Genomic DNA, 25,707 nt, shown 5'->3' on the forward strand with positions numbered 1-25,707 from the left:
AGAGGTTAACGGGTATTTCCCAATCCTCGAAAGAGTCGTCTCACTGACAATGCCATATTTCAACGATCTCGCAATCGCTGGCACGCGATGCCCCGCGTTTGCCGGACCATTCAAATGAGAGCGCGTCAATGCGAAGAAACCAATCCGGTATCTTTCTCGTCTCCGCCGCAGTTGCGATTGCTGTGGTCGGTATGCTGATTACGTTCTGGGGGGTAAATCAGATGCGGCAGATGCAGGTTGAGCGGGCCGAACGCGTTGGGCATGGGCTCAAGATCATTGGCAACGCAGCGGACACGTTCGTCGCGAAGTACTACAAGGATATCGAAGCGACGCTATCGGCACCCCGTGGAACCTTTACCGTCAAAGGGCACACGTTCACTCACACACCGCCGTCTTCGTCGTTCGCTTACTCGTACATTGGAAATCTGGACGCTCCATCGCTCGTCAAGGTGCTTGATCTTTCCGGCGCGGGAACCAAACCGCCGCACGGCCTGGGCGACTACGAGATCCGTGTGTATCGGAAATGTGATGGCGAAAACCCGCCAAATTGCCAGATCAATTCGCTCACTTATCTCACTGAGCCGGCGAAGCGCGCCTATTCGTCTTCGCCCGACTACGCTTTCGCTGCGATTGTCGCGAAGACGGTCGGCGTCTTTGGCGGCACGTCGCCGATCGACCGGCCGCAGGAATTTCGATTCGTCGATGAGAACATGCGGCCGCTTCCGGATGCTGTGCCGAATCCGTTGGGCAAACCCGGATTGGTCGCCATGCGCGGCGGCTTCCTGACGCACAGCCTGGACGTCAACGTCAGGCGCGACGGATCGCGCAACATCACGGGCGATCTGGATTTCGAGAGCGGCAATACGAACCAGAGCATCAAGGGCATCAAGAACATCGTCGGCGTAGGAAAGCTCGACATGAAGGAGTTGGAGATCCAGGGTAAGGCGACCATCAAAGGCCCGCTGCATCTGAGCGAAGGAACGGACGCGAGCCGACAGGACATTGTTGGTGCGCGAAATATCGAAGGCAAGGGCAAGCTGACGATGGCTGAACTGGACGTGCAAGGCGCGACCGTGGGTGGCGACGCAACTGTGAGAGGCGAGTTGGCGGCAGAAAAAGGGGCTACGATAGGCGGCGTGCTAAGAATGCAGCGCAATAATATCGAAGGTGCGAACCGGGTTGAGGCAACTCGGCTGCGATCCGAGTCGGGCGTCATTCAACTGGACGGCGTCAAAGCACTGAATGGTCGTTGCTGGGCGGGGGAAATCGGTCGCGATGCCAACGGAAAAATGTTGTCGTGCCAAAACACCGACGATGGCTGGTCATGGCAACTCGCGACGACAACCAAAACCGAGTTCGTCACCACTGTCGTGGAAAAGCCGGTGGAGCGAGTCGTCGACCGGCCCATCGTGATGGCGAAATGGACGCAGACGTACGCTGGCTGCAATGGATATAAGCGGCCAGTGGGGAGTAGTTGGCGTTGGAGTGGGTATTTCGGAAAGATCAACAATGCCGAGTTTTGCACCATCGTCGCGAGAGGGTGGTGTGACTCAAGCGCGTTCGGATACTGGGATAACGCCGGCGTGTATAACGTTGACGAAAGGGGCAACTCAACGACTTCCGGCGGTACCCCTTACGTCTACTTCGGAAATACCTACGGTGAACTGATGTGCGGTTTCAGATCGAAGGAGGACGCGCTCGCGGGCGGGTTTACGATTTGCAATGCCAGGACGAACAACTGCGAGTCACAATATTGAGCCCATATAGCCAACGCCTCTGCATCGCCTTGCCCAACTGCGCCTTCACCCGGCGCCGCTCGCCACTCGCCGAGCGGCTTCTTTTCAGTCGCGGTGAAATGCCAAAAAACACAAGGGCCGATGAGTTATCCTCACCGGCCCTTCTTGATGGTGCTGCGAGCGAAGCGCTGCCGGCTTACTTGCCGCCGACCGTCTCCAGCACGGTCCACTTGCCGTCGACTACCTTGTAGACCGTGATCGAACCGTACTTCAGATCGCCCACGCTGTCGTAAGCCAGCTCACGTGTGGTCACGCCGGGCATGCTCGTCTTGGCGAGCACCGGCAGATACTTCACCGGATCGGTCGAGTTGGCCTTCTTCATGGCCGACATCATCGCCATTGCGCCGTCATAGGCATACGGCGAGTACGTCTCCGGGCCGCTGCCGAATTTGGCCTTGTAGCGCGACTCGTATGCGGCCCCGCCCGGCATCTTGTCGAGCGGCAGACCGGCCAGCGAGACCACCGAGCCGTTGGCGGCGTCGCCGGCGATCTTCAGGAAGGCATCCGACTTGACCATTTCGCCGGCCATCAGTGTGCTCTTCATGCCAAGCTCGCGCATTTGCTTGGCGAGCGGGCCGGCTTGTGCGTCGGCGCCGCCGTAGAAGATCACGTCCGGGTTGGCGCGTTTCAGGTTGGTCAGAATGGCACGGAAGTCCACGGCCTTGTCGTTGGCGAACTCGCGGCGAACGATCTTGCCGCCAGCGGCCTTGGCGGCCTTCTCGAACTCGTCGGCCAGACCCTGACCGTAGGCGGTACGATCGTCGACGATGGCGATGTTCTTGAAGCCCAGCTTCTTGACGGCGAAGTTACCGACGACCGAACCCTGCTGGATGTCCGAGGTCATCATGCGGAACGTCGTCTTGAAACCCTGCTTGGTATATTCCGGAGCCGTCGCCATGGCGATTTCGGGGATACCGGCCTGTGCGTAGATGCGCGATGCCGGAATCGTCGTGCCGGAGTTGAAGTGGCCGAGCATGCCCTTGACGCCCGTGTCGACCAGCTTTTGCGCGACCAGCGACCCCTGACGCGGGTCAGCCTGATCGTCTTCGGCCTGCAACACGAACTTCACCGGCTTGCCTTCGATGGTCGGCTTCGTGGCGTTGTATTCGTCGACGGCGAGCTGGATGCCGTTCTGCATGTCCTTGCCGTAGTGGGCCTGGGCGCCCGTGAGCGGTGCGGCAAAACCCAGCTTCACTTCCTGCGCCTGTTGTGCACCGGCGGTGCCGAACGCGAGCAGACCCGCGAGCGCGACTGCGCTGAGCATAAGCTTCGATTGCATCAACCCTCTCCTTGCATGTGTATGTCGTTGAGTGGCTTACCTGCGGGATCGCCGCGGTACGCCTTTCTTGGAACGCCGTCGAGACAAGGCCGGTCAGGCCCAGAGCGGCATCCATCGCAATCAAACGCAGAAGGCGTCCGACGCGGCAGTATTGGATGGCTGCGCGCGCCGGTCAAGAGGGAGATATTCCGATAGATGGTGCTACCGGCTTATGGCGAAGGTTGCGCCGCCGGGGTGCCGGTGCTACCCGAGCCGTCCGCCGCGCCTTGCCTGATTGCACGCAGGGCAGCTTCGGCGGCGGTGTAGCGGGCGAGCACGTCCGCGCCGGGGGCGCGGTCGAGACGGCTCACGACGATGAGCGCCAACCCCCCCAACACAAAACCCGGCAGGATCTCGTAGAGATCCCACCAGCCGAAGTGCTTCCAGATCAGTACGGTGGCCGCGCCGGTGACAATGCCCGCGAGCGCCCCGTTACGCGTGACGCGGGGCCACAACAGCGTGGCCAGCACCAGCGGCCCGAAGGCGGCGCCGAAGCCCGCCCATGCGTAGCTCACCATGCCGAGCACACGGCTTTGCGGATCGAGCGCGAGCAGCACCGCGACCACTGCCACGGCCAGCACCATCGACCGGCCGATCCATACGAGGCGGCGCTGGCTGACCGGCCCGGGCGCGAAGGTCTTGTAGAGGTCTTCCGTCAGCGCACTGGCGCACACCAGTAACTGGCACGACAACGTACTCATCACGGCGGCCAGAATCGCCGCCAGCAGAATGCCCGCGAGCCACGGTGCGAAGAGTTGCGTCGTCAACGCCATGAAGATCGTCTCCGGGTTGGCCGCCACGCCCGCGCCGAGATCCGGCCGCGCGCTATAGAACGCCAGCCCGAAGAAGCCTACGGCGACCGCGCCGATCAGGCAGAGCACCATCCACGTCATGCAGATGCGGCGCGCCTGCGGAATCGCGGCGGCCGAGCGCGTCGCCATGAAGCGCACGAGGATGTGCGGCTGGCCGAAGTAGCCGAGGCCCCAGGCCAGCATCGAGATCACGCCGATGGGGGCGAGATCGCCGAACCAGTCGGTGTGTGCCGGATGCACCGCCGTCACGGCATCGATTGCCGCCGCCGGGCTGCCGTCGAGCGCAATCACGGCAATTGGCGTGACGACCAGCGCAGCGAACATCAACGAGGCCTGCACCGTATCCGTCCAGCTCACCGCGAGAAAGCCGCCGATGAACACGTAGGCAATGGTCGCCACGGCACCGATCCACAGCGCCGTGCGGTACTCGAGCCCGAACATCGTCTCGAACAGACGGGCACCGGCCACCACCCCTGACGCGCAATAGATCGTGAAGAAGATCAGGATCACGAGCGCCGTGACGATGCGCAGCACATGGCTGCGGTCGCCGAAGCGCTGCGCGAGGTATTCGGGCAGGGTCAGCGCATTGCCGCAGACCTCTGTGTGCACCCGCAGGCGTGCCGCCACGAGGCGCCAGTTGGCCCACGCACCGATCGCAAGGCCGATGGCGATCCAGACGCCGGACAGTCCGCCCACGTAAATGGCGCCGGGCAGGCCGAGCAGCAGCCAGCCGCTCATGTCGGAGGCGCCGGCAGAGAGCGCGGTGACGAAACTGCCAAGGCGGCGCCCGCCGAGGATGTAGTCGGAGAGATTATTGGTGGAGCGGTAGCCGAGCCACCCGATCACCAACATCAAAAGCAAATAGACGGTGAAGGACACCGCAGTGGGATTCCAAAGGGACATGTAGCCTCCTTGAGCGTCGGGCTTGCGCGCGCCGGCACATCTCCCGGCATGACGAAAGAGGCGGCAACGCGGGGCGACGAACGCTGTGGCCGGCGATACGTGTCGCCGGCACGGGTTAACGGGGCAAACCGGGTGCAAACCGCGCGACGGCGGTGAGCCACGTGAGATGTCGGGGGCGGGCGCGAAGATACCGCGAATGCGCTCAATGTGCGGAACTACGTGATATGCGGCGGGGCGCAGAAGACGTTGTGAGGTGCGGGCGCGCGACCCCGCCGTTAACGATTCGCGGCCGCCGGTGTCCCGAAACACAGGACATTGGCGGCCGCGAGTGCGCGCGTGAGTTTGAGGACGGCGCGTCCGGCCGTCGAAGCCCGCCGTCAGATTTAGGACGAATCCAACAAGATTCGTCGCAAGGCCTGACGGCTTGTCTCAAGCCTGCGGTGCCGAATCGACCGAGGGATCAGCCGATGGTCATGAGGTTGGCGTTCCCCCCTGCGGCGGCCGTATTGACGGACACCGAGCGCTCGCACAGCAGACGCTCCAGCGCGTAATCGTCACCGGCGGCCAGCGCCTCGGGCGCGAGACCCTGCATCGACAGAATCGGACCGTTGCGGGTAGCGATGCGGCGATTCAGGGCGCGCAGCTCGTCGCTGTCGCCCTCGAACAGCACGGCGGCGAGCGACGGTTCGGCGGCGGTGTCCGCACTGGCCGGCAGCACCGACGCGCGGCTCTTGAGTGCGGCGGGCAGGGTACTCACCAGCTCACGGGCGGCGGCGCTGTCCGCGAAGACGGCGTTGTTGCCCGTCGCCAGCACGGCAGCCAGTTGCGTGCGCGCGCCAAGCGGCGTGGCGGCCACGCACAGCACTGGGCCGCGCGGCGTCAGACCGTACGTGTTGCGCTCGCCGGTCGGTCCGGGAAGCACAGCGGTCGCGTCGAGGGCCGATGTCGCCAGATAACGGTCGACGCGATGGACCGCGGCGGCGTTGCCTGCCGTGTTGCCGTTGGCGTGCAGCCAGTCGCGGTAGTTCACCAGCGGTGAGAGTGCGGCTTCGTTGCGATTGAGTTCCGGGGCCAGCGCGGCCGGACGCGTCGCAAGCAGACGCGGCAGATACATCGGACCGCCCGCCTTCGGACCCGTCCCAGACAGCCCTTCGCCGCCGAACGGTTGCACCCCGACCACGGCGCCGATCACGTTACGGTTCACGTAGACGTTACCGACATGGGCGCGCTCGGTCACGTAGGCGATGGTTTCATCGATACGCGTATGCACGCCGAACGTCAGGCCGTAGCCGGTGCCGTTGATCTGATCGAGCAACTTGTCGAGTTGCGCGCGCTTGAAGCGGATCACGTGCAGCACCGGGCCGAAAACTTCGCGTTGCAGCGCCTTCAGATCGGTCAGTTCGATGAGTGTCGGCGGCACGAACGTGCCGTGGCGGGCAGCGTCCGGCAGCGGCAGTTGTTCGACCGGGAAGCCCTTGCCGCGCATCTGTTCGATGTGACGGTTGATGCCGTTCTGGGCTTCGGCGTCGATCACCGGGCCGACATCGATGGCCAGACGATCCGGGTTGCCGATGGCCAGTTCCTGCATCGCGCCCTTGAGCATGTGCAGCGTCTTGTCGGCGATGTCGTCCTGCAAACACAGCACGCGCAGTGCCGAGCAGCGTTGGCCGGCCGAATCGAAGGCCGATGCGAGCACGTCGTACACGACCTGTTCGGGCAGCGCCGACGAGTCGACGATCATGGCGTTCTGACCGCCGGTCTCGGCGATCAGCGGAATCGGACGACCGTTGGCGTCGAGACGATCGGCCAGCGTGCGCGCGATGATGCGGGCGACTTCGGTCGAGCCGGTGAACATGACGGCCTTGGTGCGGGCGTCGGCCACCAGCGCGGCGCCCACGGTCTCGCCCGTGCCCGGCAGCAGTTGCAGCGCACCGGCTGGCACGCCGGCAGCCTGCATGAGGCGAACGGCTTCGGCGGCGATGAGCGGCGTCTGCTCGGCCGGTTTGGCGATGACCGGGTTACCGGCGGCGAGGGCGGCGGCGACTTGCCCCACGAAGATGGCGAGCGGGAAGTTCCACGGGCTGATGCACAGCACCGGACCCAGCGGGCGGTGCGTGTCATTGGAGAAGCCCTGACGGATCTGCGCGGCGTAGTAGCGCAGGAAGTCGACGGCTTCGCGCACTTCGGCCACGGCGTTGGGCAACGACTTGCCCGCTTCGCGCACACACAGCCCCATGAGCGTGGGCATGTGGGCTTCGAGCAGATCGGCCGAGCGCATCAGGCAGTCGGCGCGCTCTTCGACCGGTGTGGCTTGCCAGATCGGGGCGGCAGCCACGGCGTGCGTGAGCGCGGCATCCACGTCTGCCGAAGTGGCTTCGACGACCTGGCCGACGATATCGCGCAGATCGGCCGGGTTGCGCACGGCACGCGGCGTGCCCGTGGTGCGCTCGCCGTCGGCGAGCAGCGGGGCGGCGCGCCACGGCATGCCCGCGCTGGCCAGCAGGGCCGAGGACAGCGAGGCGAGACGGTGCTCGTTCGACAGATCGAAGCCGGACGAGTTGGCACGCGAGGTGCCGAACAAATCACGCGGCAGCGGAATCTTGGCGTGCGGTGCGCCGAACGGTTGCACCTTCTCGGCTTCCGAAATCGGATCGGCGATCAGTTCGTCGACGCTGATGGTTTCGTCCGCGATGCGGTTCACGAACGACGTGTTCGCGCCGTTCTCGAGCAAGCGGCGCACGAGGTAGGCGAGCAGCGTTTCGTGCGTGCCGACCGGGGCGTACACGCGGCACGGACGCGCGAGCTTTCCCGAAGCGATGGGGCCGACGACTTCTTCGTAGAGCGGCTCGCCCATGCCGTGCAGGCATTGGAATTCGTACTGGCCGGGGTAGTAGTTGTTGCCCGCGAGGTGGTAGATCGCCGAGAGCGTGTAGGCGTTGTGCGTGGCGAACTGCGGGTAGATCGCATCCGGTACGGCGAGCAGCTTTTTCGCGCAGGCGAGGTACGACACGTCGGTGTAGATCTTGCGCGTGTAGACCGGATACCCCTCGAGGCCGTCGACCTGTGCACGCTTGATTTCCGTATCCCAGTAAGCGCCCTTGACCAGACGCACCATGATGCGGTGACGGCTGCGGCGTGCCAGATCGATGATGAAGTCGATCACGAACGGGCAGCGCTTCTGATACGCCTGCACCACGAAACCGATGCCGTTCCAGCCGGCCAGCTCCGGGGAGAAGCACAGCGCTTCGAGCAGGTCGAGCGAGATTTCGAGGCGGTCGGCTTCTTCGGCGTCGATATTCAGACCGATGTCATACGAGCGGGCCAGCTTGGCGAGCGCCTGCACGCGCGGCAGCAATTCCGTGACCGTGCGCTCGTGCTGACTGCGCGAGTAGCGCGGATGCAGGGCCGAGAGCTTGATCGAGATGCCCGGGCCTTCGTAGATGCCGCGACCGGCCGAGGCCTTGCCGATGGCGTGAATGGCTTGCTCGTAGCTCGCGTAGTAGCGCAGAGCGTCTTCTTCCGTCGTCGCCGCTTCGCCGAGCATGTCGTACGAGTAACGGAAGCCCTGCGCTTCGTACTTGCGGCTGTTGGCGAGGGCTTCGGAGATGGTCTCGCCCGTCACGAACTGTTCGCCCATCAGGCGCATGGCCATGTCCACACCCTTGCGGATGAGCGGCTCGCCGCCACGGCCGATCAGGCGCGTGAGCGCCTTGGTGAGACCGGCTTCGCTGGTGGTGGTCACGAGCTTGCCGGTGATCATCAGGCCCCAGGTGGCGGCGTTCACGAACATCGACGGCGAGTTGCCCATGTGAGCGTGCCAGTCGCCCTTGCTGATCTTGTCGCGGATCAGGGCGTCGCGCGTGGCCTTGTCGGGAATGCGCAGCAGGGCTTCGGCAAGGCACATGAGCGCCACACCTTCCTGGCTGGACAGCGAGAACTCGTGAATCAGACCTTCCACACCGCCGCCGGTGCTCTTGCCGCGCAGGGCCACGACGAGCTTGCGGGCGAGATCCGATGCCGACGTGGCGGTCGCCGGGGGCAGCTTGGCCTGACCGACCAGCACGGGCACGCATTCCGGCTCGGGACGGCGATAGGCCGCCGTAATCGCCGCGCGCAACACTGATTGCGGTTGCACGTTCTGCGCGAATTCGAGGAACGGATGCGGCACCGTGTCGTCACCCGCATGGCCGTCGATCACCTCGGTGCCGGACTGCGTTGCGCCGCTCAGTTCGGGCGGCAGCGCGCCGCTCTCGATGCGCTCCAGGTAGGCGAAGATGGCCTGTTTGATGAGCCAGTGCGGCGTGCGCTCGATTTGCTGGGCGGCGGTCTTCAGCCGGGTGCGCAGGACGTCGTCGACCTTGACGCCAAGAGTGGTGTTAGCCATGGAAGGGTTACCTGATGACGCGAAAACGTGATACCCATAGCGGGTGAATTGCGGCATCGTAACCGGGTTTCAAAAGAGGTGCAACCAGAGTCAATATTTGGGTTGCACCTTGTGCCGTGCAGAGCACGCCCGGCGAGTGTCACTTCGAATCGTTGCCGTACGCAGTTCCCAGATACTCGGAGATCAGTTTGACCTGATCTTCGGGAATCGGCGCACCGTAGACCTTCACCATCTTCGTGACTTCCGCATGCCAGAAAGCGGCGGGCATCGGCGGCTGGCTGTTGACGTAGTCGACGGAGTGGCACATCACGCACCATGCGTTGGCCGCCTGATGGCCGGCGAGGGTGGAGGCCTTCAGTTGCGATGTCTCCTGCGGCAGCTTGATCTCGAGCGCATGGGCGGGGGCGACGGCGAGTGTGCCGGCCAGCGCGAACAGTGCGGCTGTGCCGCTCGCGAACTTCGAAACGTTCATGATCGTCCCCCGTCTCATGCCGCGATCACACGCACGGTTTCCACCCCGTTGCGCAGATAGCCGGCCGGATTCCACAGCGATTGCAGCGGTTGCGAGACCCCTGCGCGATTCGTCGCCCTGACCTTCAATGCGTACTCGCCGGGCTGCGGCGGCGTGAAAGACGCCGTCCACTCACGGAACGAATACTTCGACAACTCGGTGCCAAGCCGCGCGGCCTGCCAGGTCTGGCCGCCGTCGGCGGAGAACTGCACGTCGCGAATGCCTTCGCCACCGTCGAACGCGATGCCGCGCACACGGGTCGCCCGGCCCGCCGTCACGCGCTGGCCGTCGGCGTGGCTGGTGACGAACGAGCGCACGGTGAAGCGTTCGATCGGCTTCGTTTTTTCGGGCGCTTTGCCGGGTGCGACGCAATTGCAGTCGTTGTCGGGAATGCGGTACGCCGTGGCCATCCAGAAGCCGTCGAACACTTTGTCGATGACGTTGATGTCCGCCAGATGCTTCACCCAGTACGTGCCGTAGTAGCCCGGCACGACCAGCCGCACCGGAAAGCCGTTGAGCATCGGCAGATCCTGGCCGTTCATGGCGAACGCGACCATCACTTCGCCGTCCATCGCGTGATCGAGGTCGAGCGCTTTCACGAACTCGGGCGTCGCCGGCACGATCGGCCGGTCGAGACCCTCGAACGTGACTTGCTTCGCACTGGCCGAAACGCCCGCGCGCTCGAGAATCCGCTTGAGCGGAATGCCGCGCCAGCGTGCGTTGCCCATCGCGCCGTTGGCGAGCTGCCCGCCGCCGACGCGCGGTTCGAAGAAGCCGCGGCTGTTGCCCGAACACTGATGCACCGCCACGATTTCCACCGGCGCACCAAAGTCCTTCTTGAGCGACGCGAGCGAGATGTCGAGCGGCTTGGCGACGCTACCGCTCACGCGAATGCGGTGTTTCGCCGGATCGATGTCGGTCGGAATGCCCGCGAGGTGATAGCGCACGAAGAACGCATCGTTCGGCGTAATCAGTCCGTCGTTGAAGACGTCGAAGGGCGTTTCCAGTTGCGGTGGCCGTGCCGTCAACCGGATCAGTGGCCGCTTCTGCGGATACGCAACGAGTTCGCGCTCGCCATTCGCAAATGGCAACGTGACTGTCTGCGGTGCGGCTGTGGCGGCGAGTACGTCGAGTGCGCGTCCGGCGAGACTGGCTCCGACACCTAGCGCGCCGGCACGTCGCAGGAAGCGGCGGCGCGAGGCTTCGGCCAGCGGAGATTCGGATAGCGGGAGGGACGGTATGGCGAGGTCTGGCGCCGTGGGGGCGGCGCTCCGGTCGTGCGACTTCATCGGATGTCTCCTATAGGACTTCTTATCTTGCGGATGACGTGAATCGTGCGACGTACGGCGTTCGACTGATGCTCGCATCGTCGGAGATTCCGGTGATGTTGTCAAATTTACGGAACGCTATATACCGATTTATATTTCGAGCGGATCGACTTCGAGATGCCAGCGCACGGGGGCTTTGAGCGCGCGCAGCTCGCCCATCCAGTGCGTGAGGAAGCGTTGCAGGGCGCCGCGATGCGGACTCTCGACCACGAGCTGCGCGCGGTCGGTGCCGGCGATGCGGACCATGGTCATCGGCACGGGGTCCCACAGGGAAATGCGCGGGTCGTTGAGCGGGGGGGCGGCGGCAATTTCGCGGGCTTGCTTCAGGAACGTCATGGCGTCGTCGAGGCGTCGTGCCTCGGCGCGCAGCAGCGCCTGATGTGTGTATGGCGGCAGCAGGGCGACGCGGCGTTCCTCCAACTGCTGCGCCGCGAAGCCCGCGTAGTCGTGGCGCATGAGCGAGGCGAACAACGGGTGCGATGCGTAGCGCGTCTGGATCAGCACGTCGCCGGGGCCATCGGCGCGGGCTGCGCGGCCCGCGCGGCCGGCCACCTGCATCAGTTGTGCGAAGAGACGTTCGGCCGCCCGGAAGTCGTGCGAGAACAGGGCACTGTCGGCGTTGACCACGCCCACGAGCGTGACGTTACGGAAGTCGTGGCCCTTGGCGACCATTTGCGTGCCGATCAGGATATCGATTTCCCCCGCGTGCACCTGCGCGAACAGCGCCTGGGCGCTGCCTTTGCGGCGTGTGCTGTCGGCGTCGATGCGCGAGAGACGCGCGTCGGGGAAATGTTCGGCCAGCGCTTCTTCGATGCGCTGTGTGCCGCGCCCCAGCGGCGCGAGATCCTGATTGCCGCAGTCGGGGCACGCATGCGGAATGCGCGACTCGGCGCCGCAGTGATGGCAGCGCAGCCGCCGTTCGGGCTTGTGCAGCACCATGTGCGCGCTGCATCGGCGACAGTCGCTGATCCAGCCGCAGGCGTCGCAGTTGAGCACCGGGGCGTAGCCGCGACGGTTCAGGAACAGCAGGCTTTGCTCGCCCGCTTCGAACCGCGCGCGAATGGCCGCGAGCAGGGGTTGCGACAACCCTTCGTGCACCGTGCGCTGACGCTTGCGCTCGATCTCCATGTCGATGAGCGAGACACGCGGCAGCACGGCGTCGGGCGTGGCGCGCTCGGGCATCGCGAGGCGCACGTAGCGACCCTGTTCGGCCCGTCGCCAGCTATCGAGCGACGGCGTGGCGGAGCCGAGCACGACGGGAATGCGCAACCGGTTCGCGCGCCAGATGGCGAGGTCGCGCGCCGAATAGCGCAGCCCTTCCTGTTGCTTATACGAGGGGTCGTGCTCTTCGTCGACGACAATCAGACGCAAATGCGGCAGCGACGCCATCACCGCGAGCCGGGTGCCGAGCACGACGCGAGCTTCGCCGCGATGCGCCGCCAACCAGTGCCGGGCACGCTCGCCTTCGGCCAGTGCGCTGTGCAGGGTGACAAGTGTCTCGTCGGGGAATCGCTTGCGGAAGACACCTTCGAGCTGCGGCGTCAGATTGATTTCAGGCACGAGGACGAGCACTTGCGCGTCGGGCTGGCGAAGCGCCTCGGCGACTGCGCGCAAATAGACTTCCGTCTTGCCGCTGCCGGTCACACCGTAGAGCAGGAACGGCGCGCAGGCGGGGGCGTCGCCCGCTTCGCCGTCGCCCTTCAGGGGGGCGTGATCGAGGCGTTGGGCGCCTGCCGTTTCAAGGGCATCGTGAATGGCCGCCACGGCATCGGCCTGTCCGGCGGTGAGTGTCTTGGCGGCGCCGGGGGTGTCTTCGGCGATGGGATCGACGCCGGCGCCTGCATCGGTTTGGCCTGCGATCGAATCCTCATCCATGACGCCGGCGTCGTGCGCATCGTCCATATCGGCGACATCGCGTATCGCTTCATGGAACGGTACGGTTTCAACGACCACCCATCCGGCGGCGGCCCATTGTTTGAGCACGTCGGCGGCTTTCGAGCAAAGTGCCTTGGCCTCGTCGGCATCGAGCGTGCCCGCTTGCGCGAGACCCTCGGCCAGCCGGCGTTGCGCGCGCAGCCGGGCGGGCACGTTGTCCATGAGCGTCGTCAGCGCGCCATCGGCAATCCGGTACCGCTGCACGCCGCGCTGGGCGAGGAGCCGTGGCCAGCGCATGGGCGTGCGCAGATGACCCGGCACGGCGGGCAGCGCCACCTCGCCGACGCCGCGCTGATAGTAGCGAGCCGCAAACTGCATCAGGTCGCGCCAGTCGTCACCCAGCGGGGGCAATTCGTGCCAGACGGACGTCACGTCACGCAGCTTTGCCGGGTCCACTTCGCTGCGCTGCGTCAATTCCCAGACAACGCCTACGACCTGTCGCCGTCCGAACGGCACCTGCACCAATTGACCCAGGCTCGCGGCCTGATCGAGCCGGTAGTCGAACAGCGTCAGAAGGGGCGTATCCAGCGCCACACGGGCGATAACCGGCGTGCCGGTGCGCAATGAGGCGCCCGGAGACAGTGCATCGCCGGTCGATGCAGGAGACGGTTCGGATAGGTCGTTGACGTGGGACAAACTTAAAGTGAATCCTGAGAAGTTTCGCTAAACCCCGGATTTGAGTCGGCTTTCCGGTGGGTGCAAAACGCTTGTGGATAACTATGTTGAGAACTGTGGGGATTATCGCTCGTCAGCCATGCTGCGTGGCCCTCACGCCGTGTAATGCTTGGACTTCGTAAGAATTAAAAAGGCTTTTCGATCAATAGCTTATGAATAGCGTCGACGGTACGCTCCCGTCGACTCTCACTTGCGGCGGCGCAGCGAGAATTTGTGCATAAGTCTTCGGGACAACTCCGCAAATTGGAGGGGTTATTCAACAGGGTTTCCCTTGACATTCCCAACGTGAAACGGCGGTCGGGTTTGCCGGGCGAAATGCGCCGCGAACCCGCACCGCCGCTTGCGAGCGTGACCGATTACGCCGTCTGGCGCAGCTTCCGGCTGTAGCTGTGCACTTCGTCGACGAGTGCCGCGACGTGTTCGGGCTGGGTGAACTGCGAAATCCCGTGGCCCAGATTGAAGACATGGCCCGGCGCATTGCCATACGCGTCGAGCAGGCGGCGCACTTCTGCGCGAATGGCGTCGGGCGATGCGAAGAGCGCGGTCGGATCGAAGTTGCCTTGCAGTGCACAACGCTCGCCCACGCGGCGGCGCGCGGCGGCGAGATCGACAGTCCAGTCCAGGCCGATCGCGTCCGGGCCGGTGTCGGCAATGGCTTCGAGCCACTGTCCGCCGCCCTTGGTAAAGACGATGTGCGGAATCCGTGCGCCGTTCCATTCGCGATGCACGCCGGCGAGCGCCTTTTGCATGTAGGCGAGCGAGAACCGCTGGTAGAGGCCGTCGGCCAGCGCGCCGCCCCAGGTGTCGAACACCATGATGGCCTGCGCGCCCGCTTCGATCTGCGCATTGAGATAAGCGGCGACGGCACGGGCGTTGGTCTCGAGGATGTGCGTCATCAGATCGGGCCGCTCGTACATCATCGTCTTGACGGTACGGAAGTCAGCCGACCCCGCACCCTCGACCATGTAGCACGCCAGTGTCCACGGGCTGCCCGAGAAACCGATCAGCGGCACGCGTCCGTTCAGGGCGCGGCGGATCTCGGTCACGGCGTCGAAGACGTAGCGCAGGCTGTCGAGGTCCGGTGCCTGCAAGCGGCGCACGTCATCTTCGGTGCGCAGCGGATGCGCAAAGCGAGGCCCTTCGCCAGCTTCGAACGACAGGCCGAGGCCCATCGCATCGGGAATGGTGAGGATGTCCGAAAACAGGATGGCGGCGTCCAGTGGAAAGCGCTCAAGCGGTTGAAGCGTGACCTCGGTGGCGTAGGCGGGGTTCTTGGCAAGCGCCAGGAAGCTACCGGCCTTGGCGCGGGTGGCGTTGTATTCGGGCAGGTACCGGCCCGCCTGGCGCATCAGCCAGATCGGCGTGTACTCGGTCGGCTGGCGCAGCAGGGCGCGCAGGAAAGTATCGTTTTGCAGAGCTTGGGACACGTCGCGGCGGTGGGTTGGGTAATTTGGGCAAGCGGCCATTTTACTCGGGTATCCAGAGGCCGGTCGCTTTGCGGGCGGTTATGCCGCATGTCAGGGCCTTGGCGGCGTCGCGGCACGGTGCGTGCGTTTGTGGCGAACGGGTTGGCGTCGGGCGAGCGAGTCATTAGTATTGAGCCCCACGAGCTGCGTGAGACAACTCGGGAAATTCGTGCCTCATAACGTCAATATTCAGGAGACAAGCATGACAGTCATGATGACGGCCGCCCGCGCGGCCCTCATGGCGGGGGCGGCGCTCGCTGCGTCCACCGCTATCGCTCAATCGGCCGTCGCCGTCAGTCCCGCCGCCTCCACCGTCCCCGCCGTGCATTCCCGGCTCGACGACATCGTGAAGTCGGGCACACTGCGTGCCTGCGCGACGGGCGACTACAAGCCTTACACGTACCGCCGCCCGGACGGCCAGTTCGAGGGTATCGACGTGGATCTGGTCGCTTCGCTGGCGAAATCGCTTGGCGTGAAGCCGGTGATTGTCCCCACGACGTGGAAAGGGCTGATGGACGACTTCACCGCCGGCAAGTGCGACATCGCGGTGGGCGGCATCTCGGTCACGCTCGACCGTGCGGCACGGGCCTATTACAGCAGCGTGGTGATGGTCGACGGCAAATCGCCGATCGTGCGCTGCGCCGATGTCGCGAAGTACCAGACGCTCGCCGATCTGAATCAGCCCAGCACGCGCGCCATCGCCAATCCGGGGGGGACGAACGAACGCTTCGCCCGTCAGTACCTGCCCAAGGCCACGCTCACGATTCATCCCGATAACGTCACGATCTTCCAGCAGATCGCCGACGGCCGTGCCGACGTGATGGTCACGGACACGTCCGAAACCCTGTTGCAGCACAAGCTCATCCCGTCGCTCTGCCCGGTGAACCCCGACAAGCCGCTTCAGTTCGGCGAGAAGGCCTATCTGATTCCGCGCGGCGACGACATCTTCAAGCAATACGTCGACCAGTGGCTCAACCTCTCGCAGAAGACCGGGGAGTATCAGGCTGTTGTGGACAAGTGGCTCAAGTAACCGCGCAGGCTTCAACCCAGCCAGTCGCGCAGACGCTGCGCCGCGTCGTGCATGATCAGTCTCGCTTGCGGGACGAACGGCTGTAACCTCGCGAAGCTGTGCGTCAGGCCGGGCGCTTCGATGATCTCCGCCCGGCCGCCCGATCGCGCCACGAACTGCGCGTACGACACGGCTTCGTCATGCAATGGGTCGTATTCGGCCGCAATCACCAACGCGTTCGGCAACGGATGACGCGGGGCTTGCGCCGTCAGATTGACGCGCACATCGTCAGCCGACGGTTCCGCGCCACCCAGGAATTCGCGCCAATACCAACGCATTTCATCCCGCGTCAGGCCAACACCGTTCGCCAGACGCTCGTAACTCGGGGTGTCGAACCGGTACTGCACCACCGGGTAGATCAGCAATTGTGCATCCACGATGCCCGGATGCTGATCGTTGAGCCATGCGGCGGCCTGCGCCGCGAGATGACCCCCGGCGCTGTCGCCGGCGACCGCCAGATGGCCGGCGCTCACACCCAGCTGTACACGTTGCGCCGCCGCCCACGCCAGCGCTTCGCGGGCGTCGTCGACCGGCGTCGGGAACGGATGCTCGGGCGCCAACCGGTAGTCGATGCTCAACACTGCCACGTCGCCGTCCTGCGCGAGGAACGCGGCCAGCGTCCCGTGCGTGTCGACGTCACCAACCACCCAGCCGCCACCGTGGAAGTACACGACAAGCGGCACTTCGCGGCCGATGGGACGATACAGCCGGGCTCGCAGATTGCGGCCCGGCAGCGGAATCTCGAAGGTCTCGCTACGCAGCCCGGCCGGCAGCGGGCGCAAAGCTTCGCCGGCAACGGTGGCGAACTGGGCCCGCGCTTCTTGCGCGCTAGGCGTGCCGGCGTCGGTGGAAGCGGGGTACTTGCGCGCCATTTGGTCGTAGTAGGCGAGTAGATCGGCGTCGATGGTCATGTCAGCAGGCGATTGGCGTGAAGGCGTTTGAAGGACAAAGGGGTTCGACTCATTTTCGGAAACGGCTGATGGGCGCGACCGACTCAGCGGCGGCTCGTTTGTCTGGAGGCGTGATCTCCCCGCATCTGCCAGCGCTGGTGTTCGATCTTGACGCAGCGGTCCATCACGACGTCGAGCCCCGCCGCCAAGGCGACTGCGGCCGCCTCGTCGTTCTCGATGCCCAACTGCATCCATAAACTGTTCGCGCCGATGGCCACCGCTTCTTCCGCGATAGGCGGAATGTCACCGCTGCGGCGGAAGCAGTCGACCATCTGGATCCGAACACCTTCGGCGCGCAGCGCCTCGGCGGCGTCCGTCAGGCTTGCGTAGACGGTTTCGCCCAGAATTTTCTCGCCGGAGTCCGCTGCCTGCGGGTTGACCGGCACGATCCGGTATCCCTGCTGCTGCATATAACGAGACGTGGTGTAGCTCGGCCGATCGGGCCGCGGCGACAGGCCTACGACGCCGATTACGCGATCGCGCGCCAGTATCTGCGCCAGACGTTCAATGGTTTCCATGCGGGTGCGGCCTTGTTCGGGCCGGTGCTGTCGTTGGACGAAATCCTTGCTCTCGGTGCGCCGCCGGTTCGCGAAGATGGCACGCCGCGTATCGCGGATGCCCACTTTGTTGCCACGCACAAAGAATGAAGTTAGCACATTGAGGAATCGGCCGTGAAATGCACCTGGATGCGTGTGCCGATGAATCGGCGTGTCCTCATGTCATGCGTCGTCGATACTTCATTCGACGAGTTAATCAGGATGGCGAACTAAATCGCGCTTTCTCTGTTGTTTGCGAAGTCCTTGCCGAGTAAGGCGCTGCGACGCTTTCGAAGAGGAGATGACGCTCTAGGTGTTACATCCTGAAACACTTTGTTACCCCTCGCACCATACGTTTCCACCACAATGCATCTCAACGCTGATGTGCTTATCCCCCGGTAACACAGTAGCGCGACTGTATCGGCAGAAGGCGTCCCCCGGCGCAATATGCAACGAAATTCGATGCAGTGCTCCGAATCTGGTCTCCTCGCGCTAACCCCGTAGCGTGTGGTTTTGGCGGGCCTAAGTGTCCCGCCATTTTTTTTACCCGCATCGACCTACATCTTTCCTCAGCCTTTCGCTGACATTCCCCTGCATTGCTTCGCCATCCGATTCATTTTCGGAAATCGATTCACGCCTGCGTAAATTGTCGATGCGTGCAATGCCGGTCGAGTGTCGGGATTGCCGGCGATGAGAAGCAACCGGCTACCGGGTGGCTCTGAGCCACGGCTTGAGCCAGCCAAGCCCGTCGCGCGTGGCACCTTGCGGCCGGTATTCGCACCCGATCCATCCCGCGTAGCCCAATTCGTCGAGAAGACGGAACAGAAACGGATAGTTGACTTCCCCGGTGTCCGGCTCGTGACGCGCGGGCACGCCCGCCACCTGTACGTGCGCAATGTTGGCAATGTGCTGACGCAGCTTCATCGCCAGATCGCCTTCGACGATCTGGCAGTGATACGCGTCGAACTGCACCTTCAGATTGCTCGCGCCCACGTCCTGAAGAATGGCCTGCGCCTGAGCCTGACGGGTGAGGAAGTAACGGGGGAAGTCGCGCGGATTGATCGGTTCGATCAAGATCGTGACGCCGTGTGCGGCGGCCTGTCCGGCGGCATAGGCGAGGTTGTCCAGATACACGGCGCGGCAGCGCTCAAGCGACGCCGCGCCGTCCGGACACCCTGCCATCACATGCAACTGACGGCAACCTAGCGTGTCGGCGTAGTCGAGCGCGAGTTCGAGGCCGTCGCGAAATTGCGCTTCGCGTGCCGGCAGCGCGGCGAGCCCGCGCTCGCCGCTCGCCCAGTCGCCGGCGGGGGTATTGAACAGCACCTGCGTGAGCCCCGCCTCGTCCAGACGTGCACGGATGGCCTGTGCGGGATGGTCGTATGGGAACAGGAATTCCACGCCTCGGAATCCATCGCTCGCCGCTTCGCGAAAGCGGTCCAGAAACGGTACTTCCTGATACAGCAGGGTCAGATTCGCGGCAAATCGCGGCATGAGCATCTCCGTCGCCCAAAGCGGGCCGGGCAGGGTGGGCCTATGGCCGTCACAATATCATTGCCCGTCGATCTGAGGCGCTGCCACGCTGCGCAACTGAAAGCGGCCGTCGTTGTTGAAGAGCCACGTCTCGACCGCGCGTACGCGTCCGCTGCTGTCGACCAGCGCCCGGCTGGGCGCCGGTAACGGGCTGGCCCGTCGCAGGCTCGCCATGGCAATGCGCTCTGCCTCGAGATCGCCGTTGCTGCGGTAGAGCGCCACGCTCGTGACGTTCCCGCTGCGGTCCACCCAATACTCGAGCGACACCACCGAGCGCAACATCGGCTGTGGATTACCCGGCGTGATCTCCCGCGCGTTGACTTCGCTGACCCGCTGCGCCGCCGCGATCTTGTACAGATCCAGCGACGAGGCCGGCGCCTGACCGGACATCAGGTTGAGGACGAGCGGCTTTTTGGGCTCGAAATCCGGATTGGCGCAACCGGCAACCGCCAGAACACAGGCGATGACGGCGAGCCGCGTGGCGGCGTACGGTGCCCGCTGGCACCGGGAAAGTTGCGTATTCATGAGCGGTCTCCCGCAGCGTTCGCGACACTCTGTACTTGTGATCCACGTCCTTACGCCCGTCACGCGGCAACTGACGCCGCGTGACGGGTAAACCACCGCCGCGCTCAGTGCGCCCGGGTATCGAACGACCAGTTCGGCATCAGGGTATTGGACGGCAGATTCTCGTCCTGCAACTTGCGCGCCGTCTCGACGCCCGCCACCGGCAGTCCCGTTGCGTCGAGCAGGCCGATCTGCACCAGCACGCTGGCCTGATCCCAATAGATATGCTCGTGCTCGAGCTTGCCGCCACGGAATCGCACGATAGCGACCAACGGAATCTCGACGCGGCGCCCGGTGGGTTCCACCCCCGGCAGCATCCAGTCGACCGGCGTCGTATGCGTAAAGCAGAACAGCAATTCGTCGACGAGCTGCGTCGCGCCGATCGTGCGCGAAATCGGTATCAGCCGGGTGTCGGGCGGATTGCTGTTGACGAAGTGGTTCCGGTAAAAGTGCGCCAGTTGTTGATGGCCCACGCCGCCTGTCATCGTCGGGATGTGATTCACGTATGGCTCGTCGACCATGGTCTTCATCAGGGGATCGATTTCGCGGATGGCGAATTCGTAAGCGCAATGCGTCTCCCAGAGCGACGCGAAGTCGTAGTGCGGACCGACGGCACGGCGCAAGGCGCCGATCGTGCGCTGATGCGCCAGTTGCGTAGCCGCGCGATCGAAGTGATCGCCGGGGCGCGCGAAGGCGTGGTCCGCGTCGGGATAGGTGTAGAGCGTGACGTCGGCATGCCCGCCCAGCCGCGCGGCAAGCGTTTCGCGCACTTCGGCAGGGGCATATTTGTCGAGTTCGGCAATGTGCAGCACGAGCGGCGGGTGCTCACCGGCGAGTTCGTCGACGTGCTGCTCAAGCCCCACGCCGTAGTAGCTGATGGCCACGTCTGCGCTCGTGCGCGTGACGGACAGGGCTGCCAGCTTGCCGCCGAGGCAGTAGCCGACGACACCGACACCGCCGGCACACTCGGGCAAGGCGCGCAACGCGTCGACACTCGCGCCGACATCTTCCATCCCCAGATCGATATCGAAACTCTGGAACAGGGCAAACGCCCGCTGCCAATCGCCGGGCGAATAGCCCAATTCGATGCCCGGCTCGATACGCCAGAACAGATCGGGCGCCAGCACGACGTAGCCCTCTTCGGCATATCGGTCGGCAAGCTCGCGTATGTAAGCGTTCACGCCGAATATCTCCTGACACAGCACCAGTCCCGGACCCTTGCCCGCCCCTTGGGGGCATGCCAGATAGGCCTGGAAGGTTTTGCCGTCGCGCGACTTGATGCTGATGAAGCGTCCTGCCATGTCACTTTCTCCTGAAGAACCGGATCGTGCGACACCCAGTGCGTTCTCTGCCAATCTTAGGCGACCCATGCGGCGCGCGCAGCGCGGTTAACACGTAGAAAGCTGCACGTAAAAAGCCGCACCGGGAACCCGGCAGCTAGCGCCCTGCGGAGCGTACGTCGGACGATGCGTGAAGTTAATAGGGTGAGGCTGGGGTGAAGCTGGGGAGATGCCACCGATGCTACCGCAGAGGTCCGTGGGTAGCGGCATACGACGATACCATGCATACTCGGAGCGCACGTTCGAGGCGTGAACAACGATATCGCGCCGGACGCATTTTGTACGCAATGGAGTGACCATGATTACCGTGTATCACAACCCGCGCTGCTCGAAGTCGCGCGAAGCGCTGGCTCTCGTGGAGGGCTCTTCTGCCGTGGGCGGCAGCGATCTGCAAATCATCGAGTACTTGAAGACGCCGCCGACGCTTGCCGAACTCAAGCGTCTGCACAAGTTGCTGGGTGTGCCCGTGCGCGAGATGATCCGCAGCAACGAAACCGAGTATGCGGAACTGGGGCTGGCCGATACGGGGCTGACCGACGACGCATTGCTCGCCGCCGTGGCGAAGCATCCGAAGCTGTTGCAGCGCCCCATCGTGGTCAATGGCGACAAGGCGGTGATTGCGCGTCCGCCCGAGTTGGCGAACAACGTTCTATAAGCGGCCGGCATCGCAAGCGCGACGCGTTACACGTCGCGCTTGCCAGTGGCCGGCGGGGTTCAGCCGTGGGCCGTGCTGTCTTTGCCGGGGCCGGTGTCCGGCGACTCGGCGTCTGCCACTTCGGCCAGGGCTGCCGCAGCGGCAGAACCGAACACCGGGGCGTCGGCGTTGGCCGTGAGCCCGGCGCCGCGCCAGCCGGGGAGTTCGGACAACGTCTTCTGCTGGTCACGCAGCTCTGCGAGCATGTTGCAGAAGAGGGCGCCTTGTTCGAGTGCGTCGTCGAGGGCCACGTGAGTGTGCGGCAGCGGGTCGAGCCAGACCTGCGGCAGACGTGGCTTGATGCACTTGCGGTAGGGCATGCCGGTCATCGCGAACGCGAGCGTCTTGATGTCGAGTGCCGACCATGAGAACGGGCAACGTCCGACGAAACGCATCATGTACCAGAACATGAACGTGAAATCGAACCCCGCCGGATAGGCGACGAACACCGGTTTGCCCGGCAACTTTTCCACCCACTTCACATACGCCTTGAGCGCCTTGGCCGGGTCTTCCGGATCGACGCGGCAAGCGGCCCATGCCTCGGGCTCGGTCTTCCACCATTTCATCGTCAGCGGATGCCCCTTGGCGTCCGGAAGACATTCGAGGTTGGCGCTGAAGGTGCCGATCAGTTCCTTGTCCGCCGTGTAGGCCGCCGACGCGAAGCTGAGCATCGAATGCGGGCCGGGGATCGGGCCATCGGCCTCGACGTCGGTACTGACGAAAATCTCCTCGTCGACGGGAATGATGCGCGACGGTGTGCGGGACATGGCCTCACTCATACGGCGCTCCGGGCGAGCACGGCGTCGGCGACGTACGGGTTGGTCTGACGCTCCTGTCCGAACGTGGAGACGGGGCCGTGCCCCGGAATAAACGTCACGTCGTTGCCGAGCGGCCAGAGTTTGTTGCAGATCGAGGCGATCAGATCGGCATGGTTGCCACGGGGAAAGTCGGTGCGGCCGATGGAGCCGGCGAACAGCACGTCGCCGACACAGGCCAGACGCTCGTCTGCCGCGAAGAACACCACGTGACCCGGCGTGTGCCCCGGGCAATGGAGCACATCGAGGGTGACCTCGCCGAACCGGACGGTGTCGCCGTCACCCAGCCAGCGGTCGGGCGTGAACGGTTCGGGCTTGGGAAACCCGAATCGCGCGCTTTGCGCCTCGAGCTGATCGATCCAGAAGGCATCGTCCGGATGTGGACCTTCGATCGGCACGTCGTACTTCGCGGCCAGTGCGCCCGCGCCCCCGCAATGGTCCAGATGGCCGTGCGTCAGGAATATCTTCTCAAGCGTCACTCCCTGGCGTTCGATCTCGCCAGCGATTCGGTCGATATCGCCGCCGGGGTCGACCACGGCGGCGCGCTTCGTCGCATCGCAGACGAGCAGGGAGCAGTTTTGCTGGAAAGGCGTGACAGGAATCAGGGTAACGTTCATGAGTTATCGGGGACGCGGTTTTTGCCTATTGTAATTCGGGCCGGGGTGCGGCCGCCCGATGCACCGCCGAAGACCGATGTGCCGCCCGCGTGTCCGGCCTTTGTCGCTGGGGCGGGGCCGGAATTTTCCAATCGTAACCGGGCGACATGAACCGTCGAATCGCGTAATGCTTTGTAAACAAGTCTTACCACGTAAGTGAACGCTCGCTGATGGGTTGAGTTTGACGACGTGTTAAACTTGCGGCCTATGCGAACACGCGACATGCTCACACGGTTCGCGGTTGGTTGCGCCCTCGCCCTGACGTTGACAGCCTGCACAACGCCGCTCGAACACCCCAGCCAAACGGCTGCCGCCCCTTCGGCGACAGGCGATCGCGCCCGTGCGCGCGAAGCCAACGCACCGGTTGGCTCAAGCTTCGATCTGCATTGGCCTGGCCGGGCCTACCGCAACGAAGGTCTCAATCCCGGCGACCCCGACGCACCGGAACGCGATGGCGAAGCCCGTCTGCGCGCCGACGCCGGCACGTTCTATCAGACCGGCATGGCATCGTGGTACGGCAAGAAGTTTCATGGCCGGCGCACGGCAACCGGCGAAGCCTTCGACATGAACGAGCCGACGGCCGCGCATCCGACCCTGCCGCTGGGGAGCTTCGCGCTGGTGCGCAACGTTGCCAATAACAGGACCGTCGTCGTCAAAGTCAACGATCGCGGTCCCTACACTCGCCGTCGCATCATCGATCTGTCCTTTGGCGCGGCCAAGCAACTCGACTTCATTCACGCCGGGCACGCCAAGGTCGAAATTCGCCGACTCTCCCGCAGCGAAGTCGCCGCCCTCGGTCTGGACGAGACCAACAACGCGCCCTGACGCGCACCGAGACGCGGCTTGCGTCCCCATCTCCGAATATCCTCCCGGATTCGCCTCGCAATCCCACTTAAAAAGTGGGACGTTGTTTGCATATTTATTGTGCAAAAGGGCCCGTTGTCATCGAAATTACGCGCATTGTTTCGTTTTTCGGTGCATCTCATTGGTTGAACGCCTCGCACGAACGTGCGCGCATCCGCTCACCGGCGACCGAATCGTCTAATTTTTTTCCAATTGCCGCACCAATCTGCCAGCACTTGGGCGCAATCCGATGTTCTGCGCGGTGATGGGGAAGTTGCGTTGGCAACCGTTGTTCGCTGCGGGGGATGTGGGTAGACTGTGCCCCACGCGCAGGCGCACGCTTTGTGTGCATCCGAACGAGGCCCGCAGAGACCCGGGCACGGCGCACCTATCAAGAGTATTCCTGGAGGAGTTTTGATGTCGACAATGGGCAAACTCGCCAAGCGCACCTTGCTGTGCGCCGTGGCCGCAACGTTGTTGGGGACGACCGGCGCGGCATTCGCGCAAACGACGAAGTCGGTGGCCGTACTTGCCATCGTGGAGCACCCGGCGCTCGACGCCATCCGTGATGGTGCACGCGACGAACTCAAGGCGGAAGGCTATGAGGTGGGTAAGAACCTCAAGTGGGAATATCAGAGCGCGCAGGGTAACGTCGGTACGGCTGCACAGATCGCCCGCAAGTTCGTGGGTGACAAGCCGGACGTGATCATCGGTATCGCCACGCCGACGGCACAGGCGGTCGCGGCAGCCACCAAGTCCGTGCCGCTGGTATTCTCGGGCGTGACCGATCCGGTGGCCGCACAACTGGTCAAGAGCTGGGAGCCGTCGGGCACCAACGTGACCGGTGTGTCGGACAAGCTGCCGCTGGACAAGCAGGTTGCCCTGATCAAGCGCGTCGTGCCGAATGCCAAGCGTGTGGGCATGGTGTACAACCCGGGCGAAGCGAACTCGGTCGTGGTCGTCAATGAACTGAAGAAGCTGTTGCCTGCCGCCGGCATGACGCTGGTCGAAGCTGCCGCACCGCGTACCGTCGACATCAGCTCGGCGGCCAGCAGCCTGGCCGGCAAGGTCGACGTGATCTACACGAACACGGACAACAACGTGGTGTCGGCTTACGAATCGCTGGTGAAGGTGGCCAACGACCGCAAGATCCCGCTCGTCGCGTCGGATACCGACAGTGTGAAGCGCGGCGCCATTGCGGCGCTGGGCATCAACTACTACGATCTCGGCCGTCAGACTGGCAAGGTGGTTGGCCGTATCCTGAAGGGTGAAAAGCCGGGGGCGATCGCTTCGCAGACCAGCTCGAATCTGGAACTGTTCGTCAATACGGCAGCGGCCGCCAAGCAAGGCGTGACCCTGTCGGACGATCTGGTGAAGGAAGCCAAGACGGTTATCAAGCAGTAATGCGCGTGGTACCGGTGCGGCGGGCGAGTGCCTGATGCACCGGCGAGCGACAGGGCGGCGTCCGGACACGATCTGTCCCCGCCGCTCTTTTCCTATCGAATGGGTGGGACGGCTCCCCCCGGACGCGGTCGCATAACGACCGGCGATGACCCGAACTGGCCTACGTCGGCCGTGC

19 protein-coding genes are annotated in these 25,707 nt (G+C 64.2%); 5 read left to right on the forward strand and 14 right to left on the reverse strand.

The annotated features are described in order from the left end of the window. Positions 1-191 precede the first annotated feature (191 nt). Complete coding sequence (locus C266_RS22590; RefSeq protein ID WP_036664115.1) at positions 192-1,757, forward strand: hypothetical protein; 1,566 nt, start codon at positions 192-194, stop codon at positions 1,755-1,757. Positions 1,758-1,932: 175 nt separating this feature from the next. On the opposite strand, the gene C266_RS22595 is transcribed toward C266_RS22590, so the two are convergent. The 7 genes from C266_RS22595 to hemE form a co-directional block, all read right to left on the reverse strand. Next, positions 1,933-3,075 (reverse strand): branched-chain amino acid ABC transporter substrate-binding protein, encoded by a 1,143-nt coding sequence (locus tag C266_RS22595; RefSeq protein WP_010807672.1) that lies wholly within the window; start codon positions 3,073-3,075, stop codon positions 1,933-1,935. A 209-nt stretch (positions 3,076-3,284) separates the two neighbouring features. Continuing rightward, entirely contained in the window at positions 3,285-4,829 is a 1,545-nt protein-coding gene (gene putP, locus C266_RS22600) for a sodium/proline symporter PutP (protein ID WP_036664117.1), read from the reverse strand. Between the two features lie 460 nt (positions 4,830-5,289). Then, the gene (putA, locus tag C266_RS22605) at positions 5,290-9,213 is read right to left on the reverse strand and encodes a trifunctional transcriptional regulator/proline dehydrogenase/L-glutamate gamma-semialdehyde dehydrogenase (protein ID WP_010807670.1); all 3,924 of its coding nucleotides are present in this window, start codon (positions 9,211-9,213) and stop codon (positions 5,290-5,292) included. A gap of 139 nt (positions 9,214-9,352) precedes the next feature. Beyond that, positions 9,353-9,685: a hypothetical protein gene (locus C266_RS22610; protein WP_010807669.1), complete on the reverse strand. Its 333-nt coding sequence runs from the start codon at positions 9,683-9,685 to the stop codon at positions 9,353-9,355. Between the two features lie 14 nt (positions 9,686-9,699). Then, positions 9,700-11,013 carry a molybdopterin-dependent oxidoreductase gene (locus tag C266_RS22615; protein WP_010807668.1) on the reverse strand — a complete coding sequence of 438 codons (1,314 nt, stop codon included), beginning with the start codon at positions 11,011-11,013 and terminating at the stop codon, positions 9,700-9,702. A 129-nt stretch (positions 11,014-11,142) separates the two neighbouring features. Continuing rightward, on the reverse strand, positions 11,143-13,623 hold the full coding sequence (locus C266_RS22620) for a primosomal protein N' (protein ID WP_010807667.1): 2,481 nt from the start codon (positions 13,621-13,623) through the stop codon (positions 11,143-11,145). A 395-nt stretch (positions 13,624-14,018) separates the two neighbouring features. Then, positions 14,019-15,089, reverse strand: a complete 1,071-nt coding sequence (gene hemE / locus C266_RS22625; protein WP_010807666.1) for a uroporphyrinogen decarboxylase — start codon at positions 15,087-15,089, stop codon at positions 14,019-14,021. 241 nt (positions 15,090-15,330) lie between these two features. Here hemE and C266_RS22630 point away from each other — a divergent pair, with 241 nt between their 5' ends. Next, a complete protein-coding gene (locus C266_RS22630) occupies positions 15,331-16,158 on the forward strand; it encodes a transporter substrate-binding domain-containing protein (protein WP_010807665.1) in 828 nt (275 codons plus the stop codon). Between the two features lie 11 nt (positions 16,159-16,169). On the opposite strand, the gene C266_RS22635 is transcribed toward C266_RS22630, so the two are convergent. From C266_RS22635 to C266_RS22655, 5 genes are all read right to left on the reverse strand, one after another. Continuing rightward, positions 16,170-17,108 (reverse strand): alpha/beta hydrolase, encoded by a 939-nt coding sequence (locus C266_RS22635; RefSeq protein ID WP_010807664.1) that lies wholly within the window; start codon positions 17,106-17,108, stop codon positions 16,170-16,172. Between the two features lie 83 nt (positions 17,109-17,191). After that, positions 17,192-17,770 carry a CoA-binding protein gene (locus C266_RS22640; RefSeq protein ID WP_010807663.1) on the reverse strand — a complete coding sequence of 193 codons (579 nt, stop codon included), beginning with the start codon at positions 17,768-17,770 and terminating at the stop codon, positions 17,192-17,194. A gap of 618 nt (positions 17,771-18,388) precedes the next feature. Then, on the reverse strand, positions 18,389-19,177 hold the full coding sequence (gene otnI, locus C266_RS22645; RefSeq protein WP_010807662.1) for a 2-oxo-tetronate isomerase: 789 nt from the start codon (positions 19,175-19,177) through the stop codon (positions 18,389-18,391). 57 nt (positions 19,178-19,234) lie between these two features. Beyond that, positions 19,235-19,741, reverse strand: coding sequence for an energy transducer TonB (locus tag C266_RS22650; RefSeq protein WP_010807661.1), 507 nt, complete (start codon positions 19,739-19,741; stop codon positions 19,235-19,237). Between the two features lie 104 nt (positions 19,742-19,845). Beyond that, a complete protein-coding gene (locus tag C266_RS22655; RefSeq protein WP_010807660.1) occupies positions 19,846-21,081 on the reverse strand; it encodes a dienelactone hydrolase family protein in 1,236 nt (411 codons plus the stop codon). Positions 21,082-21,418: 337 nt separating this feature from the next. Here C266_RS22655 and arsC point away from each other — a divergent pair, with 337 nt between their 5' ends. Further along, positions 21,419-21,775 carry an arsenate reductase (glutaredoxin) gene (gene arsC / locus C266_RS22660; RefSeq protein ID WP_010807659.1) on the forward strand — a complete coding sequence of 119 codons (357 nt, stop codon included), beginning with the start codon at positions 21,419-21,421 and terminating at the stop codon, positions 21,773-21,775. 59 nt (positions 21,776-21,834) lie between these two features. On the opposite strand, the gene C266_RS22665 is transcribed toward arsC, so the two are convergent. Together C266_RS22665 and C266_RS22670 are read right to left on the reverse strand one after the other, a co-directional pair. Next, on the reverse strand, positions 21,835-22,581 hold the full coding sequence (locus C266_RS22665; protein WP_246831217.1) for an exonuclease: 747 nt from the start codon (positions 22,579-22,581) through the stop codon (positions 21,835-21,837). 8 nt (positions 22,582-22,589) lie between these two features. Further along, a complete protein-coding gene (locus tag C266_RS22670; RefSeq protein WP_010807657.1) occupies positions 22,590-23,246 on the reverse strand; it encodes an MBL fold metallo-hydrolase in 657 nt (218 codons plus the stop codon). Between the two features lie 261 nt (positions 23,247-23,507). Between C266_RS22670 and C266_RS26435 the strand changes: the two genes are divergently transcribed. Both C266_RS26435 and C266_RS22680 read left to right on the forward strand, forming a co-directional pair. Beyond that, the gene (locus tag C266_RS26435; RefSeq protein ID WP_010807656.1) at positions 23,508-24,110 is read left to right on the forward strand and encodes a septal ring lytic transglycosylase RlpA family protein; all 603 of its coding nucleotides are present in this window, start codon (positions 23,508-23,510) and stop codon (positions 24,108-24,110) included. A gap of 435 nt (positions 24,111-24,545) precedes the next feature. Then, positions 24,546-25,532, forward strand: coding sequence for an ABC transporter substrate-binding protein (locus tag C266_RS22680; RefSeq protein WP_010807655.1), 987 nt, complete (start codon positions 24,546-24,548; stop codon positions 25,530-25,532). The last annotated feature ends 175 nt before the right edge of the window (positions 25,533-25,707 follow it).

It is taken from the genome of Pandoraea sp. SD6-2 (assembly GCF_000389825.1).
Lineage (GTDB): Bacteria > Pseudomonadota > Gammaproteobacteria > Burkholderiales > Burkholderiaceae > Pandoraea > Pandoraea communis.